Here is a 17,348-nt window from a genome sequence, read left to right as displayed (position 1 = left end):
AGCAACGCCCGGGAACATCGGCGTTTCCGTGCTGTGAACCAGTCGTCCCGGCCCGGTCCGCGTTGCTTCACTGGCGGTCATGGACCTGAACACGGTGGCCGAGATCCTCGACGCCCGGCAGCCGACCCCCTGGCGGCCCGGCGACGCCTGGCTCGGCGGCGGCACATATCTCTTCTCCGAGCCGCAACCGCACCTGCGCCGCCTGGTGGACCTGAGCCGCACCGGCTGGACCCCCGTCCAGCACCTCCCGGACGGCTCCCTGGAGATCGCCGCGACCTGCACGATCGCCCAACTCTCCCGCTTCGCGAAGGAGTTGACGGCCGAGGCGGCCCCGCTCCTCGAACAGTGCTGCCGCGCCTTCCTCGCCTCCTTCAAGATCTGGAACATGGCGACGGTCGGCGGCAACCTCTGCAACGCCCTGCCCGCAGGCCCGATGATCTCCCTCACGGCCGCCCTGGACGGCGAGTGCCTGCTCCTCGCCCAGGACGGCGCCCGCCGCCGCGTCCACGTCACCGACTTCGTGACCGGCGCTGGCCGCAAGGACCTGGCCGACGGCGAACTCCTCCGCTCGATCACCGTCCCGGCTCGCGCCCTGACCTGCCGTACGGCCTTCCGCCAGGCCTCCCTCTACGGCCTCGGCCGCTCCGGAGTCCTGGTCATCGGCACCCTGGACCCGCGGGACGGCTCATTCGCGCTCACGATCACCGCGTCGACGGTCCGCCCGTTCCGCCTGCGGTTCCCGCTGCCGCCCACGGCCGGGGACCTGCGCACGGCGATCGCCTCCACGGTCGACGAATGGTTCGACGACATCCACGGGCTGCCGGAATGGCGGGCGCACATGACGTTCCACTACGCGGAGGAGATCCGCCGCGAACTGGGCCCTGTTCCGGAGGAGACGGCAGCATGAAGATCGAGGTCAACGGCCGCTCCTTCGCCGAAGAACCCCGCCCGGGCCAGTGTCTGCGCACCTACCTCCGCGACCGCGGCTGGTTCGGCGTGAAGAAGGGCTGCGACGCGGGCGACTGCGGCGCCTGCACGGTCCATGTGGACGGCGAGCCGGTCCACAGCTGCCTCTACCCGGCCTTCCGCGCCGACGGCCGTACGGTCACCACAGTCGAGGGTCTGGCCGCCGAGGACGGTGAACTCCACCCCGTCCAGCGGAAGTTCCTCGACGCCCAGGGCTTCCAGTGCGGCTTCTGCACGGCCGGCTTCCTGATGACGACGGCCGCCCTGAACGAGGACCAACTCACCGATCTCCCCCGCGCGTTCAAGGGCAACCTCTGCCGCTGCACGGGCTACCGCGCCATCGAGGACGCGGTACGCGGAGTGTGCCACGCCGAGGCGCCGGGCGCGGGCGAGGCGGTGGGCCGCAACCTCCCCGCCCCGGCCGGCCCCCAAGTGGTGACGGGCACGGCCCGCTACACCTTCGACATCGACATCCCCGACCTGCTCCACATGAAGCTCCTCCGCTCCCCGCACGCCCACGCCCGCATCACGGCGATCGACATCACGGCGGCCCTCCAAGTCCCGGGCGTGCACTCCGTGTTCACCCACCACGACGCCCCCGAACGCCACTTCTCCACGGCCCGCCACGAGCACCCCACCGAAGACCCCGACGACACCCGCGTCCTCGACGACACCGTCCGCCACGTCGGCCAGCGCGTCGCCGCCGTGGTCGCCGACAGCGAGGCCGCCGCCGAGGAGGGCTGCCGACGCGTCGACGTGACGTACGAGATCCTGCCCGCGGTCCTCGACCCGGAGGAGGCGATGCGCCCCGGCGCGCCCGTCGTCCACGACAAGGACGCGGCCACGGCCCGCATTTCCCGCCCCCAGGACAACGTGGTCGGCGAGGCGCACGGCGAGATCGGCAGCGTGGAGACGGGCTTCGCGGAGGCCGACGCGGTGTACGAGGGCACGTATCGCACCCAGCGCGTCCAGCACGCGAGCCTGGAGACGCACGGCGCGGTGGCGTGGTTCGACGAGGACAACAGGCTTACGGTCCGGACCAGTTCACAGACCCCGTTCCTCACCCGCCGCGCCCTCTGCGCGCTCTACGACCTCCCCGAGGAACGGGTGCGGGTCGTCGCGGGCCGGGTCGGCGGCGGCTTCGGCGGCAAGCAGGAGATGCTCGTCGAGGACATCGTCGCCCTCGCGGTCCTGCGCCTGCGCCGCCCGGTGAAACTGGAGTACACCCGCGCCGAACAGTTCTACGGCGCGACCACCCGCCACCCCTTCACCATCCGCGTGAAGGCGGGCGCCCGCCGCGACGGCCGACTCACCGCGCTGCAACTGCGAGTTGTCTCCAACACGGGCGCCTACGGCAACCACGGTCCCGCCGTCATGTTCCACAGCGTCGGCGAGTCGACGGCCGTCTACCGCGCCCCGCACAAGAAGGTCGACGCCTTCTCCGTCTACACGCACACCGTCCCGGCGGGCGCGTTCCGGGGCTACGGCCTCGGCCAGGTGATGTTCGCCGTGGAGTCGGCCCTCGACGAACTCGCGCGCCAACTGGACCTGGATCCCCTGGAGTTCAAGGCGAGGAACATCATCGGGCCGGGCGAGCCGATGCTCTCCCCCGCCGGCGAGGAGGAGGACCTGCACATCGCGAGCTACGGGCTCGACCAGTGCCTCGCGATCGTCCGCCGCGCCCAGGCGGAGCCCATGTCCGAACTCCCCCCGGACGGCTGGCTGGTGGGCGAGGGCACCGCCCTGGCGATGATCGCGACCGGGCCGCCCGGCGGCCACATCGCCGACGCGAAGGCGAGCCTCCTGCCCGACGGCGGCTTCGATCTCGCCGTGGGCACCGCCGAGTTCGGCAACGGCACGACGACCGTGCACCGCCAGATCGCGGCCGGTGAACTCGCCACCACCGTCGACCGGATCACCGTCCGCCAGTCCGACACGGACGTCGTACGCCACGACACGGGCGCCTTCGCCTCCACGGGCACGGTGGTGGCGGGCAAGGCCACGCTGCGCGCGTCCCGCGCCCTCGTCGACCAGCTGCTCGACTTCGCCGCCGCCCATCTGCAACTCCCCCGCGCGGACTGCCGGTTGGCGGAGGAGGCCGTACTGCATCCCGGTGGCCGTCTGCCGTTGAAGGAGCTGCACGCGGCGGGTGCGGCGGTCGGGGTCGAGTTCACCGCCGACGGGCACTTCGGCGGCACCCCGCGTTCCGTGGCCTTCAACGCACAGTGGTTCAGGGTCGCCGTGGACCCCGACACCGGCGAGATCCGCATCCTGCGCAGTGTGCACGCGGCCGACGCGGGCAAGGTGATGAACCCGATGCAGTGCCGGGGCCAGGTGGAGGGCGGGGTCGCCCAGGCGCTCGGGGCGACCCTCTTCGAGAACGTACGCGTCGACGGGCACGGCGCGGTGGAGACGGCCGCGTTCCGCCGCTACCGGCTCCCGCAGTACGCGGACGTGCCGCGCACCGAGGTCCACTTCATGGAAACGGCGGACGCCATAGGGCCGTTGGGCGCCAAGTCGATGAGCGAGAGCCCCTTCAACCCGGTCGCGCCCGCCTTCGCCAACGCCCTGCGGGACGCGACCGGCGTCCGCTTCACCGAACTTCCGCTGACCCGCGACCGGGTGTGGCTGGCACTGGCCGACTCGCCGCGCCGTACCCCCCGTCCACCCGTATCGCACTGATCCCGCTGATGTGCCGGGCCCCGCAACGGTCCTGTGGAAGCACCAGTTGCGGTCCGGCACGGTCGAGCGGGGTGTCGTCGATGCTCACAGCGAGCAGAACAGGGGCATGAGCGAAGTCGGGATCGATCTCGGCCCAGGACAGCAGCGCGTGGTGCCCGTCCGTACCGCTCACCGCGATGAGGAAGCGCAGCCGGTCCTTGCGGCGGACGGGGTCGAAACCGGGACCGGCCGCGGACAGGACGTCGTAGAGCCGCGGTCCCGCGAAGCGGTGGACCTGGGTGCCGCTGGTGGCGCACTCGAAGCTGACCCGGACCCGGTGCAGCGGCCAGTTCAGCAGGTCCGGCACGGTGAGCCGGACGGGTCGGGCGAGGTCCCCCGTCAGGTCGAGCTGCGCGAGCGTCACGAGCCATCACCTCCCGGAATGTGGTACCCGGGCCGCACTCCCGTACAAACGCACATGCGCACCCCGCAAGCGAATAGTGCAGCTCATGCGATGCGACAGGAGACTTACACCTTGCATATGCGGCAGTATCATCGCGGCACGGCCGTTGCGGTCGGGCAAGGGCGCGACCATCCCTTATCGGCAGAATCAGAGGAGTAGAACCGTGATGACCCGTTCCGCGCGTCGGACCCGCCGGATCCTGCAGGTTGCGGGGGCCGGAGCCGCCGCGCTGCTGGCCCTGAGCGCCTGCTCCTCCAGCGACGACTCGTCCTCCTCGAAGTCCGACACCTCGGCGTCCGCGTCCCCGAAGATGTCCGGCACCGTCACCGTCTTCGCCGCCGCCTCGCTCAAGGAGTCGTTCACGACCCTGGGCAAGGAGTTCGAGACGGCCCACCCCGGCACCAAGGTCACCTTCAACTTCGCGGGCAGCGACACCCTCGCCGCGAGCATCACCAGCGGCGCCCCGGCCGACGTGTTCGCCGCCGCGAGCCCCAAGACCATGGCGATCGTCACGGACAAGGGCGACGGCGTCGGCACCCCGGCCACGTTCGTCCGCAACCAGCTGGAGATCGCCACGCTGCCGGGCAACCCCGACAAGGTGACCTCCCTGAAGGACCTCACCAAGTCGTCGCTCAAGGTCGTGCTGTGCGACAAGACGGTGCCGTGCGGCGCCGCGGCCCAAAAGGCGCTCACGGCAAGCAAGTTGAAGCTCACCCCGGTGTCCTACGAGGAGGACGTCAAGTCGGCCCTCAACAAGGTGGTGCTGAAGGAGGCCGACGCGGCGGTCGTCTACAAGACCGACGTGCACGCGGCCGGCAGCAAGGTGGAGGGCGTGGAGTTCCCCGAGTCCGCCGACGCCATCAACGACTACCCGATCGTCCTCCTGAAGAACGCGCCCAACGCCGTCGCCGCCAAGGCGTTCATCGCGCTGGTGCAGTCCGCCGAGGGCCAGAAGGTGCTGTCCGCGGCGGGCTTCCTCAAGCCGTGACCCAGCTCGACACCTCCGACGCCGCGGCCGAGACCCTGAAGGGCGGGCCGCGGCGTCGCCGCGTCCGGATGTCCGGACACGGGGTGCCGCTGCCCCTGCTGGTGCCGGCGCTCGTGGGCCTGGCGTTCCTGCTCCTCCCCTTGCTCGCCCTCCTGGTCCGGGCCCCTTGGCGTTCCCTGCCGTCCCAGCTCACCAGCACGGAGGTCTGGCAGGCGCTCCAACTCTCCCTGCTGAGCGCGACCTTGGCGACAGCGGTGTGCCTGGTGCTGGGCGTGCCGCTGGCCTGGCTGCTGGCCCGCACGGAGTTCCCCGGCCGCCGCTTCGTCCGGGCCCTGGTGACCCTCCCGCTGGTCCTGCCCCCGGTGGTGGGCGGCGTGGCGCTGCTCCTGGCCCTCGGCCGCAACGGTGTCGTGGGCCAGTGGCTCGACTCGTGGTTCGGCATCACCCTGCCCTTCACCACGACCGGCGTCGTGGTCGCGGAGGCGTTCGTCGCGATGCCGTTCCTGGTCATCAGCGTCGAGGGCACCCTGCGCGCCGCCGACCCGCGCTACGAGGAGGCCGCCCAGACCCTCGGCGCCTCCCGCTTCACCGCGTTCCGCCGGGTCACGCTCCCCCTGATCGCCCCGGGCATCGCGGCGGGCTCGGTGCTCGCCTGGGCCCGCGCACTGGGCGAGTTCGGCGCGACGATCACCTTCGCCGGCAACTTCCCCGGCCGCACCCAGACCATGCCCCTGGCGGTCTACCTGGCCCTCCAGAACGACCCCGAGGCGGCCATCGCCCTCAGCCTGGTCCTGCTGGCCGTGTCGATCGCGGTCCTGGCCGGGCTCCGCGACCGCTGGATGACGACCTCATGACCGCACTGGACAAGGGCCTCGACGCCCATCTCGTCGTGGACCGCGGCACGTTCCGCCTCGACGTCGAACTGACCGCCGCACCAGGCGACGTGGTCGCCCTGCTGGGCCCCAACGGCGCCGGAAAGACAACCGCGTTGCGAGCCCTGGCCGGTCTGGTCGGCCTGACGGACGGTCATCTACGTCTGGACGGCGCGGAGTTGGACCGTACGCCCCCGGAGTCCCGCCCGGTGGGCGTCGTCTTCCAGGACTATCTCCTCTTCCCGCACCTCACCGCCCTCGACAACGTCGGCTTCGGCCCCCGCTGCCAGGGCGCGACCAAGGCGGAGTCCCGCGCCATCGCGGCCGAGTGGCTGGAGAGGATGGGCCTCGCCGAGCACGCGGGCGCCAAGCCCCGGAGACTCTCCGGCGGCCAGGCCCAACGCGTTGCCGTGGCAAGGGCGTTGGCGACCCGCCCACGCCTCCTGCTCCTCGACGAACCCCTTGCCGCGCTGGACGCCCGTACCCGCCTGGACGTACGAGCCCAACTCCGGCGCCACCTCGCGGAGTTCGAGGCAGTCGCGGTCCTGGTCACCCACGACCCCCTGGACGCCATGGTGTTGGCCGACCGGCTGATCGTGATCGAGCAGGGCAAGATCGTCCAGCAGGGCACCCCCGCCGACATCGCCCGCCACCCGCGCACGGACTACATCGCCCAACTCGTCGGCCTCAACCTCTACAAGGGCAACGCCGACGGCCACACGGTCACACTCGACACCGGCCCCACGATCACCACCACGGAGGACCTGACCGGCGAGGTCTTCGTGGCGTTCCCACCAAGCGCGGTGACTCTCTTCCGAGACCGCCCGACCGGCGCCAGCGCCCGCAACCTCTGGCACTGCGAGGTGGCGGGCCTGGAAACCCACGGCGACCAGATCCGCGTAGACCTGACCGGCGAACTCCCCCTGGCGGCGGACCTGACGACACCGGCAGCGGCCGAACTGGACCTGCATCAGGGGGCGTCGATCTGGGCAACGGTCAAGGCGACCCAGACCCACGCATACCCTGCGTGAGCACCCGCGCCCCCTTTTTTCATGGGGGCGCGGGGAGCTGCTTTTAGGGGCGCGGGGAACTGCGCGCCCAGCCACGACGGCGCCGCACCCGAAAAACTCAGTCCTCGTACGCATCCAACGGCGGGCAGGAGCAAACAAGGTTCCGGTCCCCAAACGCCTGGTCAATCCGCCGCACCGGCGGCCAGTACTTGTCGGCAACGGACACACCAGCCGGGAAGACCGCCTCCTCGCGGGTGTACGCGTGCCCCCACTCCCCACCGAGCGCGGCAGCGGTGTGCGGCGCGTTCCGCAACGGATTGTCCTCGGCCGGCCACTCCCCCGCCCCGACCTTCTCGATCTCCCCGCGAATAGCGATCATCGCCTCGCAGAACCGGTCCAGCTCGATCAGGTCCTCGGACTCCGTCGGCTCGATCATCAGCGTCCCGGCCACCGGGAACGACATGGTCGGCGCGTGGAAGCCGTAGTCGATGAGCCGCTTGGCGATGTCGTCGACGGACACACCGGTCGCCTTGCTGATCGGCCGCAGATCGATGATGCACTCGTGCGCGACGAGCCCGCCGGGCCCGGTGTAGAGCACGGGGTAGTGCGGTTCCAGCCGCTTGGCGATGTAGTTGGCGGAGAGCACGGCCACCTGCGTGGCCCGCTTCAGCCCCTCGCCGCCCATGAGCCGGACGTACGCCCAGGAGATCGGCAGAATCCCGGCCGAACCCCACGGCGCGGCGGAGATCGGCCCGACTCCCGTCTCAGGACCGGCAGCGGGCTGCAACGGATGGTTCGGCAGATACGGCGCCAGGTGCGCGCGCACGCCCACCGGCCCGACACCCGGTCCGCCCCCACCGTGCGGAATGCAGAACGTCTTGTGCAGATTCAGGTGCGAGACGTCGCCGCCGAAGTGCCCCGGCTTTGCAAGCCCCACAAGGGCGTTGAGGTTGGCGCCGTCGACGTAGACCTGCCCGCCGGCCTCGTGGACCTGCGCGCAGATGTCGGCGACGTGCTCCTCGAACACCCCGTGCGTGGACGGGTAGGTGATCATCAGCACCGACAGCTCGTCGCGGTACTGCTCGATCTTCGCCCGCAGATCCTCGACGTCGATCTCACCGTCCTCGGCGGTCTTCACGACGACGACCTTCATCCCGGCCATCACGGCACTGGCGGCATTGGTGCCGTGCGCGGACGACGGGATCAGACACACGGTCCGCTGCGCGTCCCCGTTGGCGCGGTGGTACCCACGCACCGCCAGCAGCCCGGCCAACTCGCCCTGCGAACCTGCGTTGGGCTGCAACGACACCTTGTCGTACCCGGTGACCTCGGCGAGCCGCTCCTCCAACTCCCGGATGAGCGTGAGGTATCCCTGTGCCTGCTCGGCGGGCGCGAAGGGGTGCAGCTGCCCGAACTCGGGCCAGGTGACCGGCTCCATCTCGGTGGTCGCGTTGAGCTTCATCGTGCAGGAGCCCAGCGGGATCATGCCCCGGTCGAGCGCGTAGTCCCGGTCGGCGAGCCTGCGCAGGTAGCGCAGCATCGCGGTCTCGGAACGGTGGTCCCGGAACACGGGGTGCGTGAGGTACGCGTCGTTCCGCAGCAGCGCCTCGGGCAGTGTGTCCTCGGCACTCACGTCGAGCGCCTCGATGTCTCCTTCGACCCCGAACGCGGTCCATACGGCCGCCAGTTGGGCACGCGTGGTCGTCTCGTCGCAGGCGATGGACACCTGGTCCGCGTCCACGAGGTGGAGGTTGACGCCGTCCTCGCGGGCTGCGGCGACGACCTCGGCGGCCCGGCCGGGCACGCGCGCGGTCAGCGTGTCGAAGTAGCCGCCGTGCACAACCTCGACCCCGCCGGCGGTGAGCCCGGCGGCGAGGATCGTGGCGTAGCGGTGCGTCCGCCGCGCGATGCCCCTCAGCCCGTCGGGCCCGTGGTAGACGGCGTACATCCCGGCCATGACGGCAAGGAGCACCTGGGCGGTACAGATGTTGCTGGTGGCCTTCTCGCGGCGGATGTGCTGCTCGCGGGTCTGGAGGGCGAGGCGGTAAGCCTTGTGTCCGTCGGCGTCGACGGAGACGCCCACGAGCCGCCCGGGCAGGCTGCGCGCGAACTTCTCGTGCACGGCCATGTATCCGGCGTGCGGCCCGCCGAAGCCCATCGGCACCCCGAAGCGCTGCGTCGTACCGACCGCGATGTCCGCGCCCAGCTCGCCCGGCGACTTCAGCAGCGTGAGCGCGAGGAGGTCGGCGGCGACGGTGACGAGTGCGCCGAGCGCGTGCGCCTGCTCGATCAGCGGCTTGATGTCGCGTACGGCACCGGAGGCACCCGGGTACTGCACGAGCACGCCGTTGATCTCGCGCTCGGCGATCTCGGCGGGGATGCCCTCGCTGAGGTCGGCGACGACGACCTCGACTCCGGCCGGCTCGGCGCGGGTCTCGATCACGGCAATGGTCTGCGGCAGCGCGTCCGCGTCGACCAGGAACAGGCCCTTCTTGTTCTTGCCCATGCGCCGCGAGAGCGCCACGGCCTCGGCGGCGGCCGTGCCCTCGTCGAGCAGGGAAGCGCCGGAGGTCGGCAGCCCGGTGAGGTCGGCGACCATGGTCTGGAAGTTGAGGAGGGCTTCGAGCCGGCCCTGGGAGATCTCCGGCTGGTACGGCGTGTAGGCCGTGTACCAGGCCGGGTTCTCCATGACATTGCGCAGGATCACGGGCGGGGTGAAGGTCCCGTAGTACCCGAGCCCGATCATCGAGCCCAGGACCTCGTTGCGGTCCGCGAGGGACCGCAGTTCGGCCAGCACCTCGGCCTCGGTGCGGGCGCCCGGCAGGTCGAGGGAGTCGGCGTTCTTGATCACATCGGGGACCGCGGCAGCCGTGAGCTCGTCGAGCGAGCCGTAGCCGACCTGCGCGAGCATCTTGGCCCGCGCTTCCTGGTCGGGACCGATGTGTCGCTGCTCGAACGGGATGCCCTGTTCGAGCTCGGAGAGCGAAGTGCGAGGGGCGGTCATTTGGGAGGCCTCCTGGTCGGACACGACCTTCGAGGGCACCACGACAGTGGGGTGCCCGGACGGCCTCCCCCTCTGTCATCTCAACCTGAGAGCTTCACCGGCCACCCGAGGGTCACCGGTTTTCACCGTCGGTGAGAGCGCGGGCCGTCGCCGGCACCCGCTCTGCTTTCCAGAGTGACCTCGTCCGTGCGGTACGTGAGCCTGAGAGATTCCGGGGAGGATTTGCTCCTTCGGCGCCTCCGATGAAGTCTGGAGGACTCTCCCGCACGGGGTCAGCAGCCGCTCGCCAGCCTACCAGCGAGCGGTGAAGCCGAGCTTTCGAGTGGCCACCGGCCCGAATGTGCTCTTTTGTAGAGTTTACGGATGAGTTGCGACCAGGAGGAGGGCCCGTGCAGACCGATATCGATCCGCGCAACCTGATCGGCCGCAAGGCGTTCGACCGCACCGGCGCCAAGATCGGCACGATCGACGAGGTCTACCTCGACGACGCGACCGGTGTACCGGAGTGGGCGGCCATACGCACCGGCCTGTTCTCCAGGGACGCCTTCGTCCCTCTGGAGCCCAGCGAGCTGATCGAGGGCACCCTGCACATCCCCTTCGACCGCTCCCTGATCAAGGACGCCCCCGACTTCGGAGTGGGCCGCCATCTCTCCCCCGACCAGGAACTCCAGCTCTACCACCACTACGGCCTGGACGTGGCCCCACCGCCCTCCCTCCCGGACCGCGACTTCGGCAAACTGGCGGGCTCGGACGACACCTGAGCAGAGGCGGCGGGTCTTCGATTCTCCGGGGGCAGCACCACCAACTGCCCTGAGGCGGCGGCCAGTTCACCCGCGTCCCGCGTCACCAACGGCAACGGATCCGCCGGCTCCAGCTCGGGATCGTCGGTCCGGAACGTCCGTACCCGCCCGGGCCCGGCATCCTCCGGCGTCTCGAAGCGCACGGTGACCCGCCCCAGCCCGCTGCCCTGCACCCACCCGTGCCCGAACCCGGAGTGGTGCACATCGTGGCCCGCGGGCCAGCGCCGCTCCACGGGCGCGGCCTGCTCCCCGCTCGCTTCCTCCTCCGCGTGTTCCTCCTCAAGAAGGTCGACCTGCTCCCCCGCCGCCTGCGCGAACAGGTCCTCCTGCGTGTAGTCGGCGAGCCCGGAGACGCCGACCCCGAGCAGCCGCACCCCGCCCGTGGTGTCCACGGAGTCCAGCAACCGAGCCGCGGCCTCCCGCACCACCCCGGGGTCGTCGGTGGGCCCGCGCAGCGTCTCGGACCGCGTCAGCGTCGAGAAGTCGTACCGCCGCACCTTGAGCACGATGGTCCGCCCCGACAGCCCGGCGCCCCGCAGCCGCCGTACACACCGGTCGGCGAGACGCTGCACCTCCAGGCCCACCCGGATGCGGTCGTGGATGTCCACGTCGTAGGTGTCCTCGACCGACACCGACTTGGTCTCCCGCTCGGCGACCACGGGCCGCTCGTCGTGCGCGAGCGCCATGGCGTACAGCGAGTGCCCGTGCGCCTTGCCGACCAGTCGTACGAGCTCGTCCTCGCCCGCCTCGGCGATCTCGTCGACCGTGGTGATCCCGGCCCGCCGCAGATGGTCGCCCGTCGCCGGTCCGACCCCCGGCAGCGTGCGCACCGACAACGGCCCGAGCAGTGCCCGCTCGCTCCCGGGCTCGATCAGCACCAGCCCGTCGGGCTTGGCCCGCTCGGAGGCGATCTTGGCGAGCATCTTGGAGGCGGCGAGACCGACCGAGCCGGTGAGTCCCGTGGCGGCCCGTATGTCGGCCCGGAGCCGCTCCCCGGCCCGGCGTGCCGACTCGGCGTCCCAGGCCGCCTCGCCGGCCTCCAGGTCCACGAACGCCTCGTCCAGGCTCAGCGGCTCCACCAGTGGCGACAGCGCCCGCAGCAGCGCCATCACCTGCTCGCTGATCGACCGGTAGAACCCGAAGCGCGGCACAAGATACGCGGCGTTCGGAGCGAGTCTGCGCGCCTGGGCCATGGGCATCGCCGAGTTCACCCCGAAAACCCGGGCCTCGTACGACGCGGTGGCCACCACACCGCGTGGTCCGAGCCCGCCCACGACGACGGCCTTCCCGCGCAGGCTCGGCTTGGACGCCTGCTCCGCCGAGGCGAAGAAGGCATCCATGTCGAGATGCAGGATCGTGGGCGCGGTTCTCACATCTCCGATGCTGCCCTACGCCACTGACAATGCCCCGCTACGGCTCCCGCCGGGCCCTCAGACGGCCCGGTTGCGCCGCCTGGCCAGCTCGTCGGCGGGGTTGACCCCGACGAGCGTCTCACCGGTGTCGACGCGCTCCCCGTGCAGCTGCGACAGGGCGCTCTCCACATCCCGCCACACGACACCCACGGCGATCCCGAAGATCCCCTGGCCGCCCTGGAGCAGGGCGTGGACCTCGTCCGGCGAGGTGCACTCGTAGACCGTGGCGCCGTCGCTCATCAGCGTCATCCGCTCCAGATCGCGGAAGTCGCACTCCCGCAGGTGCAGAACGGCGCTGCGGATGTTCTGCAGCGAGACACCCGTGTCGAGGAACCGCTTGACGATCTTCAGGACTACGACGTCCCGGAAGCTGTAGAGCCGCTGCGTCCCCGACCCGTGTGCGGGCCGCACGCTGGGCTCGACGAGCCCGGTGCGTGCCCAGTAGTCCAGTTGCCGATAGGTGATGCCTGCCGCCGCACAGGCCGTAGGGCCCCGGTAGCCGATCTGCTCGGACGCCATGGACGTCGCCCCTCCGCTGCTCGGCACGGCAGTGGGTCGATGCGGAGCGTGATCGGCCGCACTGCCATGAAGCGGGTACGGGCCACTGTCCCCGAAACTGCGTTCCGGGGCACCCCCAGCCGTACCGTCGCCGCTGCTTCTCACGCCGACCTCCGTCCTTGACCTGCCTTCTCGACGGTAGGCAGTCACCAGGGGTGCGTCAACGATCGCCACGCTAGGCACGCCGAGTGATAATCACCCTAGGAGTGGTTTCCCGTACCCCACCGCGGGGAAAGGCTAGCCGAATGCGCTCGCGGCGGGCCGCAGGACGCTCTCACACGCCGGTGGCAAATGCCACCATTTCTCTGCCGGCCCCCGATCTCACTGGCTGTTGGTCCCGAAGTCCTCGGGCGAGATCTGGTCGAGGAACTCGCGGAACTTCTCCACCTCGTCCTCCTGCTCGTCCGGGATCGCGATGCCGGCGTCGTCGAGCACGCCGTCGCTGCCGTAGATCGGCGTCCCGGTGCGCAGTGCCAGCGCTATGGCGTCGGACGGGCGGGCGCTCACCTCGACTCCGCTGGCGAACACCAGCTCGGCGTAGAAGACGCCCTCACGCAGATCCGTGATGCGCACTTCGGTGAGCTCCTGGCCGACGGCCTCCAGCACGTCCTTGAACAGGTCGTGGGTCAGCGGTCGTGCGGGGGCCATGCCCTGCTGTGCGAAGGCGATCGCCGTCGCCTCCCCGGGCCCGATCCAGATGGGGAGGTAGCGGTCGCCTCCCACTTCACGCAGGAGCACGATCGGTTGGTTGGAGGGCATTTCGACCCGGACACCTACGACATCGAGCTCGTTCACACAGCAACCCTAGGCCGTGCCCGGGACGTTTGGGTAGTCGGGCCGGGATCGGGTGACCGATCAGGCTGCCGCAATCCCGCCCGGCTCAGGGCAGGCGCACGCCGAGCGCGGTCTGCACCAGCGCGGCGTGCAGCTTCACCGTGAGCCCCGCCAGTTCCTTCGTGCGGGCCTCCGCGTGGGCCCTGGTCTGCGGATTGCGGTGCCGCTTCAGGGGGGCGACCACCTGGTCGACGAGCCCGGCCTCGCGGTCCGCGGCGGCCTTCATGGCGCGCAGGTGCCGGGGTTCGATCCCGAACCGCCCCAACTCCAGGACGAGCCCGGCCACGGTGACGGCTTCCGCGTCGTACACGCCGTCCGGCAGTGGAGCGATGAGTCCGTACGACTCCCACTCGTCGAGCTCCTGCTCACCGATCCCGGCGGCGGCCAGCAGCTCGGCCCGCCCGATCCGGGCCGCCGTGGGGCCCTCCACGGGCTCCAGGACGACCTCGCCGTCCCGTTGACGGCCCACGGTGGGCAGTGGGGCGGCCTCCCCGCGCTCCATGGCGTCGAGGTGCTCGCGGATCACCTTCAGCGGCAGATAGTGGTCCCGCTGCATCCGCAGGACATGGCCGAGGCGTTCGACGTCGGCGGGGCTGAACTTGCGGTATCCGGAAGGGGTCCGCTGCGGCTCGATGAGCCCCTCCGACTCCAGGAAACGGATCTTGGAGATGGTGACTTCGGGGAACTCGTCGCGCAGCGTGTTCAGCACCGTGCCGATACTCATCAGCCCGGTGTCCGCGGCGGCGGTACCGTGCCCGGCACCGCCGCTCGGTGTTTGAAGCATGGACCTTCCTGGGGGAATCCCCCGGACACAGTCCGAGAGAGGGTCAGTAACCCCGCTGGCTCGCGTAGAACACCAGCCGGTACTTGCCGATCTGCACCTCGTCACCGTTGGCCAGGGGGACCGAGTCGATGCGCTCACGGTTGACGTAAGTGCCGTTCAGGCTGCCGACGTCGGCGACCGTGAAGGAACCGTCGGCAACGCGCCGGAACTCCACATGGCGGCGCGAGACCGTCACGTCGTCCAGGAAGATGTCGCTCTGCGGATGACGGCCGGCCGTGGTCAGCTCGCCGTCCAGCAGAAAGCGGCTGCCCGAGTTCGGACCGCGCCGCACCACCAGGAGCGCCGAGCCCAACGGCAGGGCGTCGACGGCCGCCTGCGCCTCCGGGGAGAGCGTCGGCATCTGCGTCTGGCCGGTCACCTCGGCGTCGTAGGCCTCGAGACCGGAGATGGAGATCGTGGACGTCGTCTCGGACGCACGCTCCGGGGTCACACCGGGGCGCAGTGGCGCACCGCAGTTGGAACAGAAGCGGCTGTTCTCCGCGTTGCGGTTACCGCACCTCGTACACACCAGGGCCGACATAGGGGAAAACCCTCCACCCGTACTTGAGGTTGACGGTTGCCCGAAACCTATGTCGCCGGACTGCGCAGGGTCAACCGACGGCGCGCCCTGACCAGCGACCTGGTCGCGGAACAGCGGACGCTGGCCCTCCGCGTCCGGTTGTGCGCGATGGCGAGCGGTCTGATTGTCGCTGCTCTCTTTCGCACTCTTGCCGAACAACTTCGCAAACAACTTCACGGGCGATTCCCCTTGACCGAAACAGACCCGCCCGTGGGGCAGGACGAACCCTGATTGAACACACCGGTCGACCCGGACATCCTCACAACGTCCGTATCCACCAGACAGTTTCCACCACGCACCACCCAATCGGTGCGTCGACCCCCCGCAACCTCATGCCCTCGCCGGACGGTCCCCATGCACCCCCGGTTCACCGGGAGGACGACCGAGCGTAGTCAGGCTGCTTCGCGGCCCGCAAGGCATCCACAATGATCTTGCTCGACCGCCCGACGGTGACGGTGGCCTGCTCCTTCTCAAGAGTCTGCACCACGCCTCCAGGGATGTTGAGCGCCGGTTCGAGATCCTGCGGCTTGCCGATGACCTTGAAACGATAGGGGGCGTTGATCTTGTTCCCGTCGACGCTCACGCTCTTGTCGGAGTCCGTCAGATAGGTGCCGGCCACCACACGTACGCCGTTCACCTGGATCGCCTCCGCGCCGGCCGCGCGCAACTCCTGGACCGCATCGAGCAACATGTCCGCCTCGACCGTTCCCTTCGTGTCGTCGATGGTCATCGTGATGCCGGGTCCCTGCGCGGCCACGGTGCCCGCCAGAATGCCGAGTTGCTTCTCCTTCTCGGCCGTCTGCTTGCGGGCCTCCTCGGCCTGGTCGGAGCTGTTCTCCAGCTCGTCGCGCTGTTTCTGCAGACCCTGCTTCTCGTCCTCAAGACGCTGAGTACGGTCGTCCAGTTCATCGAGGATGCGCACAAGATCTTCCTGCCGGGCCCCGCGCAGCGCGCTGTCGCTGTTGCTGTTCGAGGCGACCTGCACCGCCAGCCCGAAACCTAGGCCGAACAGCAGCACGGCGACGATGAGTTGGGCCCTGCTGGCGCGCGGCGGCCACAGCCCCTGCACCAGCCGCTGCCGACCCGTGACGGTGGGAGCGGGCGTCTCCTCGGCGACCGGCGCCTCCGCGGAAGCAGACGCCGGTACCTCTTCGGGCAGTTCCCTGCGCAGCCTGTTCGCCGGCTGCTCGTCCTCGTTGCTCATCGACCTCACGCCCGGAAGACGTGCCGGCGAATGGCCGCGGCGTTGGAGAAGATCCGGATGCCGAGAACGACCACTACGCCGGTGGACAGTTGGGCGCCGACGCCCAACTTGTCGCCCAGGAACACGATCAGTGCGGCCACGACCACGTTCGAAAGGAACGACACCACGAAGACCTTGTCGTCGAAGATCCCGTCGAGCATCGCCCGCAGACCACCGAAGACGGCGTCGAGCGCAGCGACGACGGCGATCGGCAGATAGGGCTCGACAACCACCGGCACCTCAGGCCGGACCAGGATTCCGGCCACCACTCCCACGATGAGGCCCAGTACGGCGATCACGATGTGCCCTTCTCAGTTCTCGGCTGTGCTGTTCGTACGATCACACTCGGCGCGGCGGGCAGCCGGAGATCGCTCTCCACGGCGATGGTCGCCCTGATGCCGTAGTTGTCTTCCAGAGCGTTCAGATAGAGCCCGTCGGCACCGTTCTGGAACCTCGTGCTCAGACGCTTCCCGTCCCCCACCGCGAGCACCGTATAGGGCGGCACCAGTGGCCTGTTGTCGACCAGTATCGCGTCGCCCGCGGCCCTGATCGCGGACAGCGCCGTCAGCCGCTGCCCGTTGACGGAGACGGCCTCGGCGCCGGCCGCCCACAGTCCGTTGACCACGCGCTGCATGTCGCGGTCGCGCACCCGCCCGGTGTCGGAGAAGTCCGCGGTCTCGCGCGGGTCGTCGCCTCCGCCGCTGCTGGCTTCCTTCGCGTCGTCGACGATGAGCTTCACACCGGGACCGTGCACCGCGGTGGCGCCGGACAGCATGCTCACCAGGTCCGCCTGGCCGCTGCCGCCGCTGGTCTTCAGCGCCGCCCGCTGCCGCGCGCTCACGTCGTCCCGGAGCGTGTCGACGGTGTCTTCGAGCTTGTCCGCCGACTTGGTCTCTTTGTCGATACGGTCGATCAGTTCCTGGCGCTCCTTGGCCACCACGGGGGCGGCCACCCGCGCCTGCGCCGCTCCCAGGGTCACGACAAGGGCCGCCAGCACCAGACCGGCGGCGAGACCGAGCTTCGTCCTGAGGGTCTTCGGCATGCCGCCCACGCCCGCGGCCTTCTTCCGGGCGGCGGCCTCGGCGTAACCCTCGTCGAGGCTGTGGTCCATGACGTTGGTGAGCAGCGACATGG

General features: G+C 70.1%; 16 protein-coding genes and 1 riboswitch. Of the genes, 6 read left to right on the top strand and 10 right to left on the bottom strand.

Translation table 11 applies throughout. The annotated features are described in order from the left end of the window. Positions 1–79: 79 nt before the first annotated feature. Positions 80–907 carry an FAD binding domain-containing protein gene (locus ACQHII_RS39710; RefSeq protein WP_427923771.1) on the top strand — a complete coding sequence of 276 codons (828 nt, stop codon included), beginning with the start codon at positions 80–82 and terminating at the stop codon, positions 905–907. Beyond that, a complete protein-coding gene (locus ACQHII_RS39705; RefSeq protein WP_427923770.1) occupies positions 904–3,648 on the top strand; it encodes a molybdopterin-dependent oxidoreductase in 2,745 nt (914 codons plus the stop codon). Before ACQHII_RS39710 ends, ACQHII_RS39705 begins: the two co-directional genes overlap by 4 nt. Here the strand turns inward: ACQHII_RS39705 and ACQHII_RS39700 are convergent. Beyond that, positions 3,560–4,051: a molybdopterin-dependent oxidoreductase gene (locus tag ACQHII_RS39700; protein WP_427923769.1), complete on the bottom strand. Its 492-nt coding sequence runs from the start codon at positions 4,049–4,051 to the stop codon at positions 3,560–3,562. The genes ACQHII_RS39705 and ACQHII_RS39700 overlap by 89 nt on opposite strands. A gap of 205 nt (positions 4,052–4,256) precedes the next feature. Between ACQHII_RS39700 and modA the strand changes: the two genes are divergently transcribed. The 3 genes from modA to ACQHII_RS39685 are packed head-to-tail and all read left to right on the top strand — an operon-like array spanning position 4,257 to position 6,981. After that, entirely contained in the window at positions 4,257–5,078 is an 822-nt protein-coding gene (gene modA / locus ACQHII_RS39695) for a molybdate ABC transporter substrate-binding protein (RefSeq protein ID WP_427923768.1), read from the top strand. Beyond that, complete coding sequence (locus tag ACQHII_RS39690) at positions 5,075–5,932, top strand: ABC transporter permease (RefSeq protein ID WP_427923767.1); 858 nt, start codon at positions 5,075–5,077, stop codon at positions 5,930–5,932. The genes modA and ACQHII_RS39690 overlap by 4 nt, the downstream gene beginning before the upstream one ends. Then, positions 5,929–6,981: an ABC transporter ATP-binding protein gene (locus tag ACQHII_RS39685; protein ID WP_427923766.1), complete on the top strand. Its 1,053-nt coding sequence runs from the start codon at positions 5,929–5,931 to the stop codon at positions 6,979–6,981. Before ACQHII_RS39690 ends, ACQHII_RS39685 begins: the two co-directional genes overlap by 4 nt. Before the next feature lie 97 nt (positions 6,982–7,078). Here the strand turns inward: ACQHII_RS39685 and gcvP are convergent, their stop codons facing one another. Next, positions 7,079–9,964, bottom strand: a complete 2,886-nt coding sequence (gcvP, locus tag ACQHII_RS39680) for an aminomethyl-transferring glycine dehydrogenase (protein ID WP_427923765.1) — start codon at positions 9,962–9,964, stop codon at positions 7,079–7,081. 179 nt (positions 9,965–10,143) lie between these two features. Then, a riboswitch (glycine riboswitch) is annotated at positions 10,144–10,239 on the bottom strand. Positions 10,240–10,353: 114 nt separating this feature from the next. Between gcvP and ACQHII_RS39675 the strand changes: the two genes are divergently transcribed. Further along, complete coding sequence (locus ACQHII_RS39675; protein ID WP_262061719.1) at positions 10,354–10,725, top strand: PRC-barrel domain-containing protein; 372 nt, start codon at positions 10,354–10,356, stop codon at positions 10,723–10,725. On the opposite strand, the gene ACQHII_RS39670 is transcribed toward ACQHII_RS39675, so the two are convergent. From ACQHII_RS39670 to ACQHII_RS39635, 8 genes are all read right to left on the bottom strand, one after another. After that, entirely contained in the window at positions 10,647–12,137 is a 1,491-nt protein-coding gene (locus ACQHII_RS39670; RefSeq protein ID WP_427923764.1) for a DNA polymerase IV, read from the bottom strand. The genes ACQHII_RS39675 and ACQHII_RS39670 overlap by 79 nt on opposite strands. A gap of 57 nt (positions 12,138–12,194) precedes the next feature. After that, entirely contained in the window at positions 12,195–12,839 is a 645-nt protein-coding gene (locus ACQHII_RS39665) for a MerR family transcriptional regulator (RefSeq protein WP_427923763.1), read from the bottom strand. 216 nt (positions 12,840–13,055) lie between these two features. Continuing rightward, positions 13,056–13,529, bottom strand: coding sequence for a bifunctional nuclease family protein (locus ACQHII_RS39660; protein WP_006123076.1), 474 nt, complete (start codon positions 13,527–13,529; stop codon positions 13,056–13,058). 85 nt (positions 13,530–13,614) lie between these two features. Then, the gene (locus ACQHII_RS39655) at positions 13,615–14,352 is read right to left on the bottom strand and encodes a MerR family transcriptional regulator (RefSeq protein ID WP_093624312.1); all 738 of its coding nucleotides are present in this window, start codon (positions 14,350–14,352) and stop codon (positions 13,615–13,617) included. Between the two features lie 43 nt (positions 14,353–14,395). Beyond that, the gene (locus ACQHII_RS39650) at positions 14,396–15,277 is read right to left on the bottom strand and encodes an FHA domain-containing protein (RefSeq protein ID WP_200716114.1); all 882 of its coding nucleotides are present in this window, start codon (positions 15,275–15,277) and stop codon (positions 14,396–14,398) included. Between the two features lie 61 nt (positions 15,278–15,338). Further along, complete coding sequence (locus tag ACQHII_RS39645; RefSeq protein ID WP_427923761.1) at positions 15,339–16,175, bottom strand: DUF881 domain-containing protein; 837 nt, start codon at positions 16,173–16,175, stop codon at positions 15,339–15,341. 5 nt (positions 16,176–16,180) lie between these two features. Further along, entirely contained in the window at positions 16,181–16,513 is a 333-nt protein-coding gene (locus ACQHII_RS39640; RefSeq protein WP_019059351.1) for a small basic family protein, read from the bottom strand. Next, a complete protein-coding gene (locus ACQHII_RS39635) occupies positions 16,510–17,346 on the bottom strand; it encodes a DUF881 domain-containing protein (RefSeq protein ID WP_427923760.1) in 837 nt (278 codons plus the stop codon). The genes ACQHII_RS39640 and ACQHII_RS39635 overlap by 4 nt, the downstream gene beginning before the upstream one ends. Positions 17,347–17,348 lie beyond the last annotated feature (2 nt).

The organism is Streptomyces sp. cg40 (assembly GCF_050320165.1).
Classification (GTDB): Bacteria; Actinomycetota; Actinomycetes; order Streptomycetales; family Streptomycetaceae; genus Streptomyces; species Streptomyces hokutonensis.
Note: the sequence above shows the minus strand (reverse complement) of the source record. Positions and strands in the feature narration are given on the sequence as shown.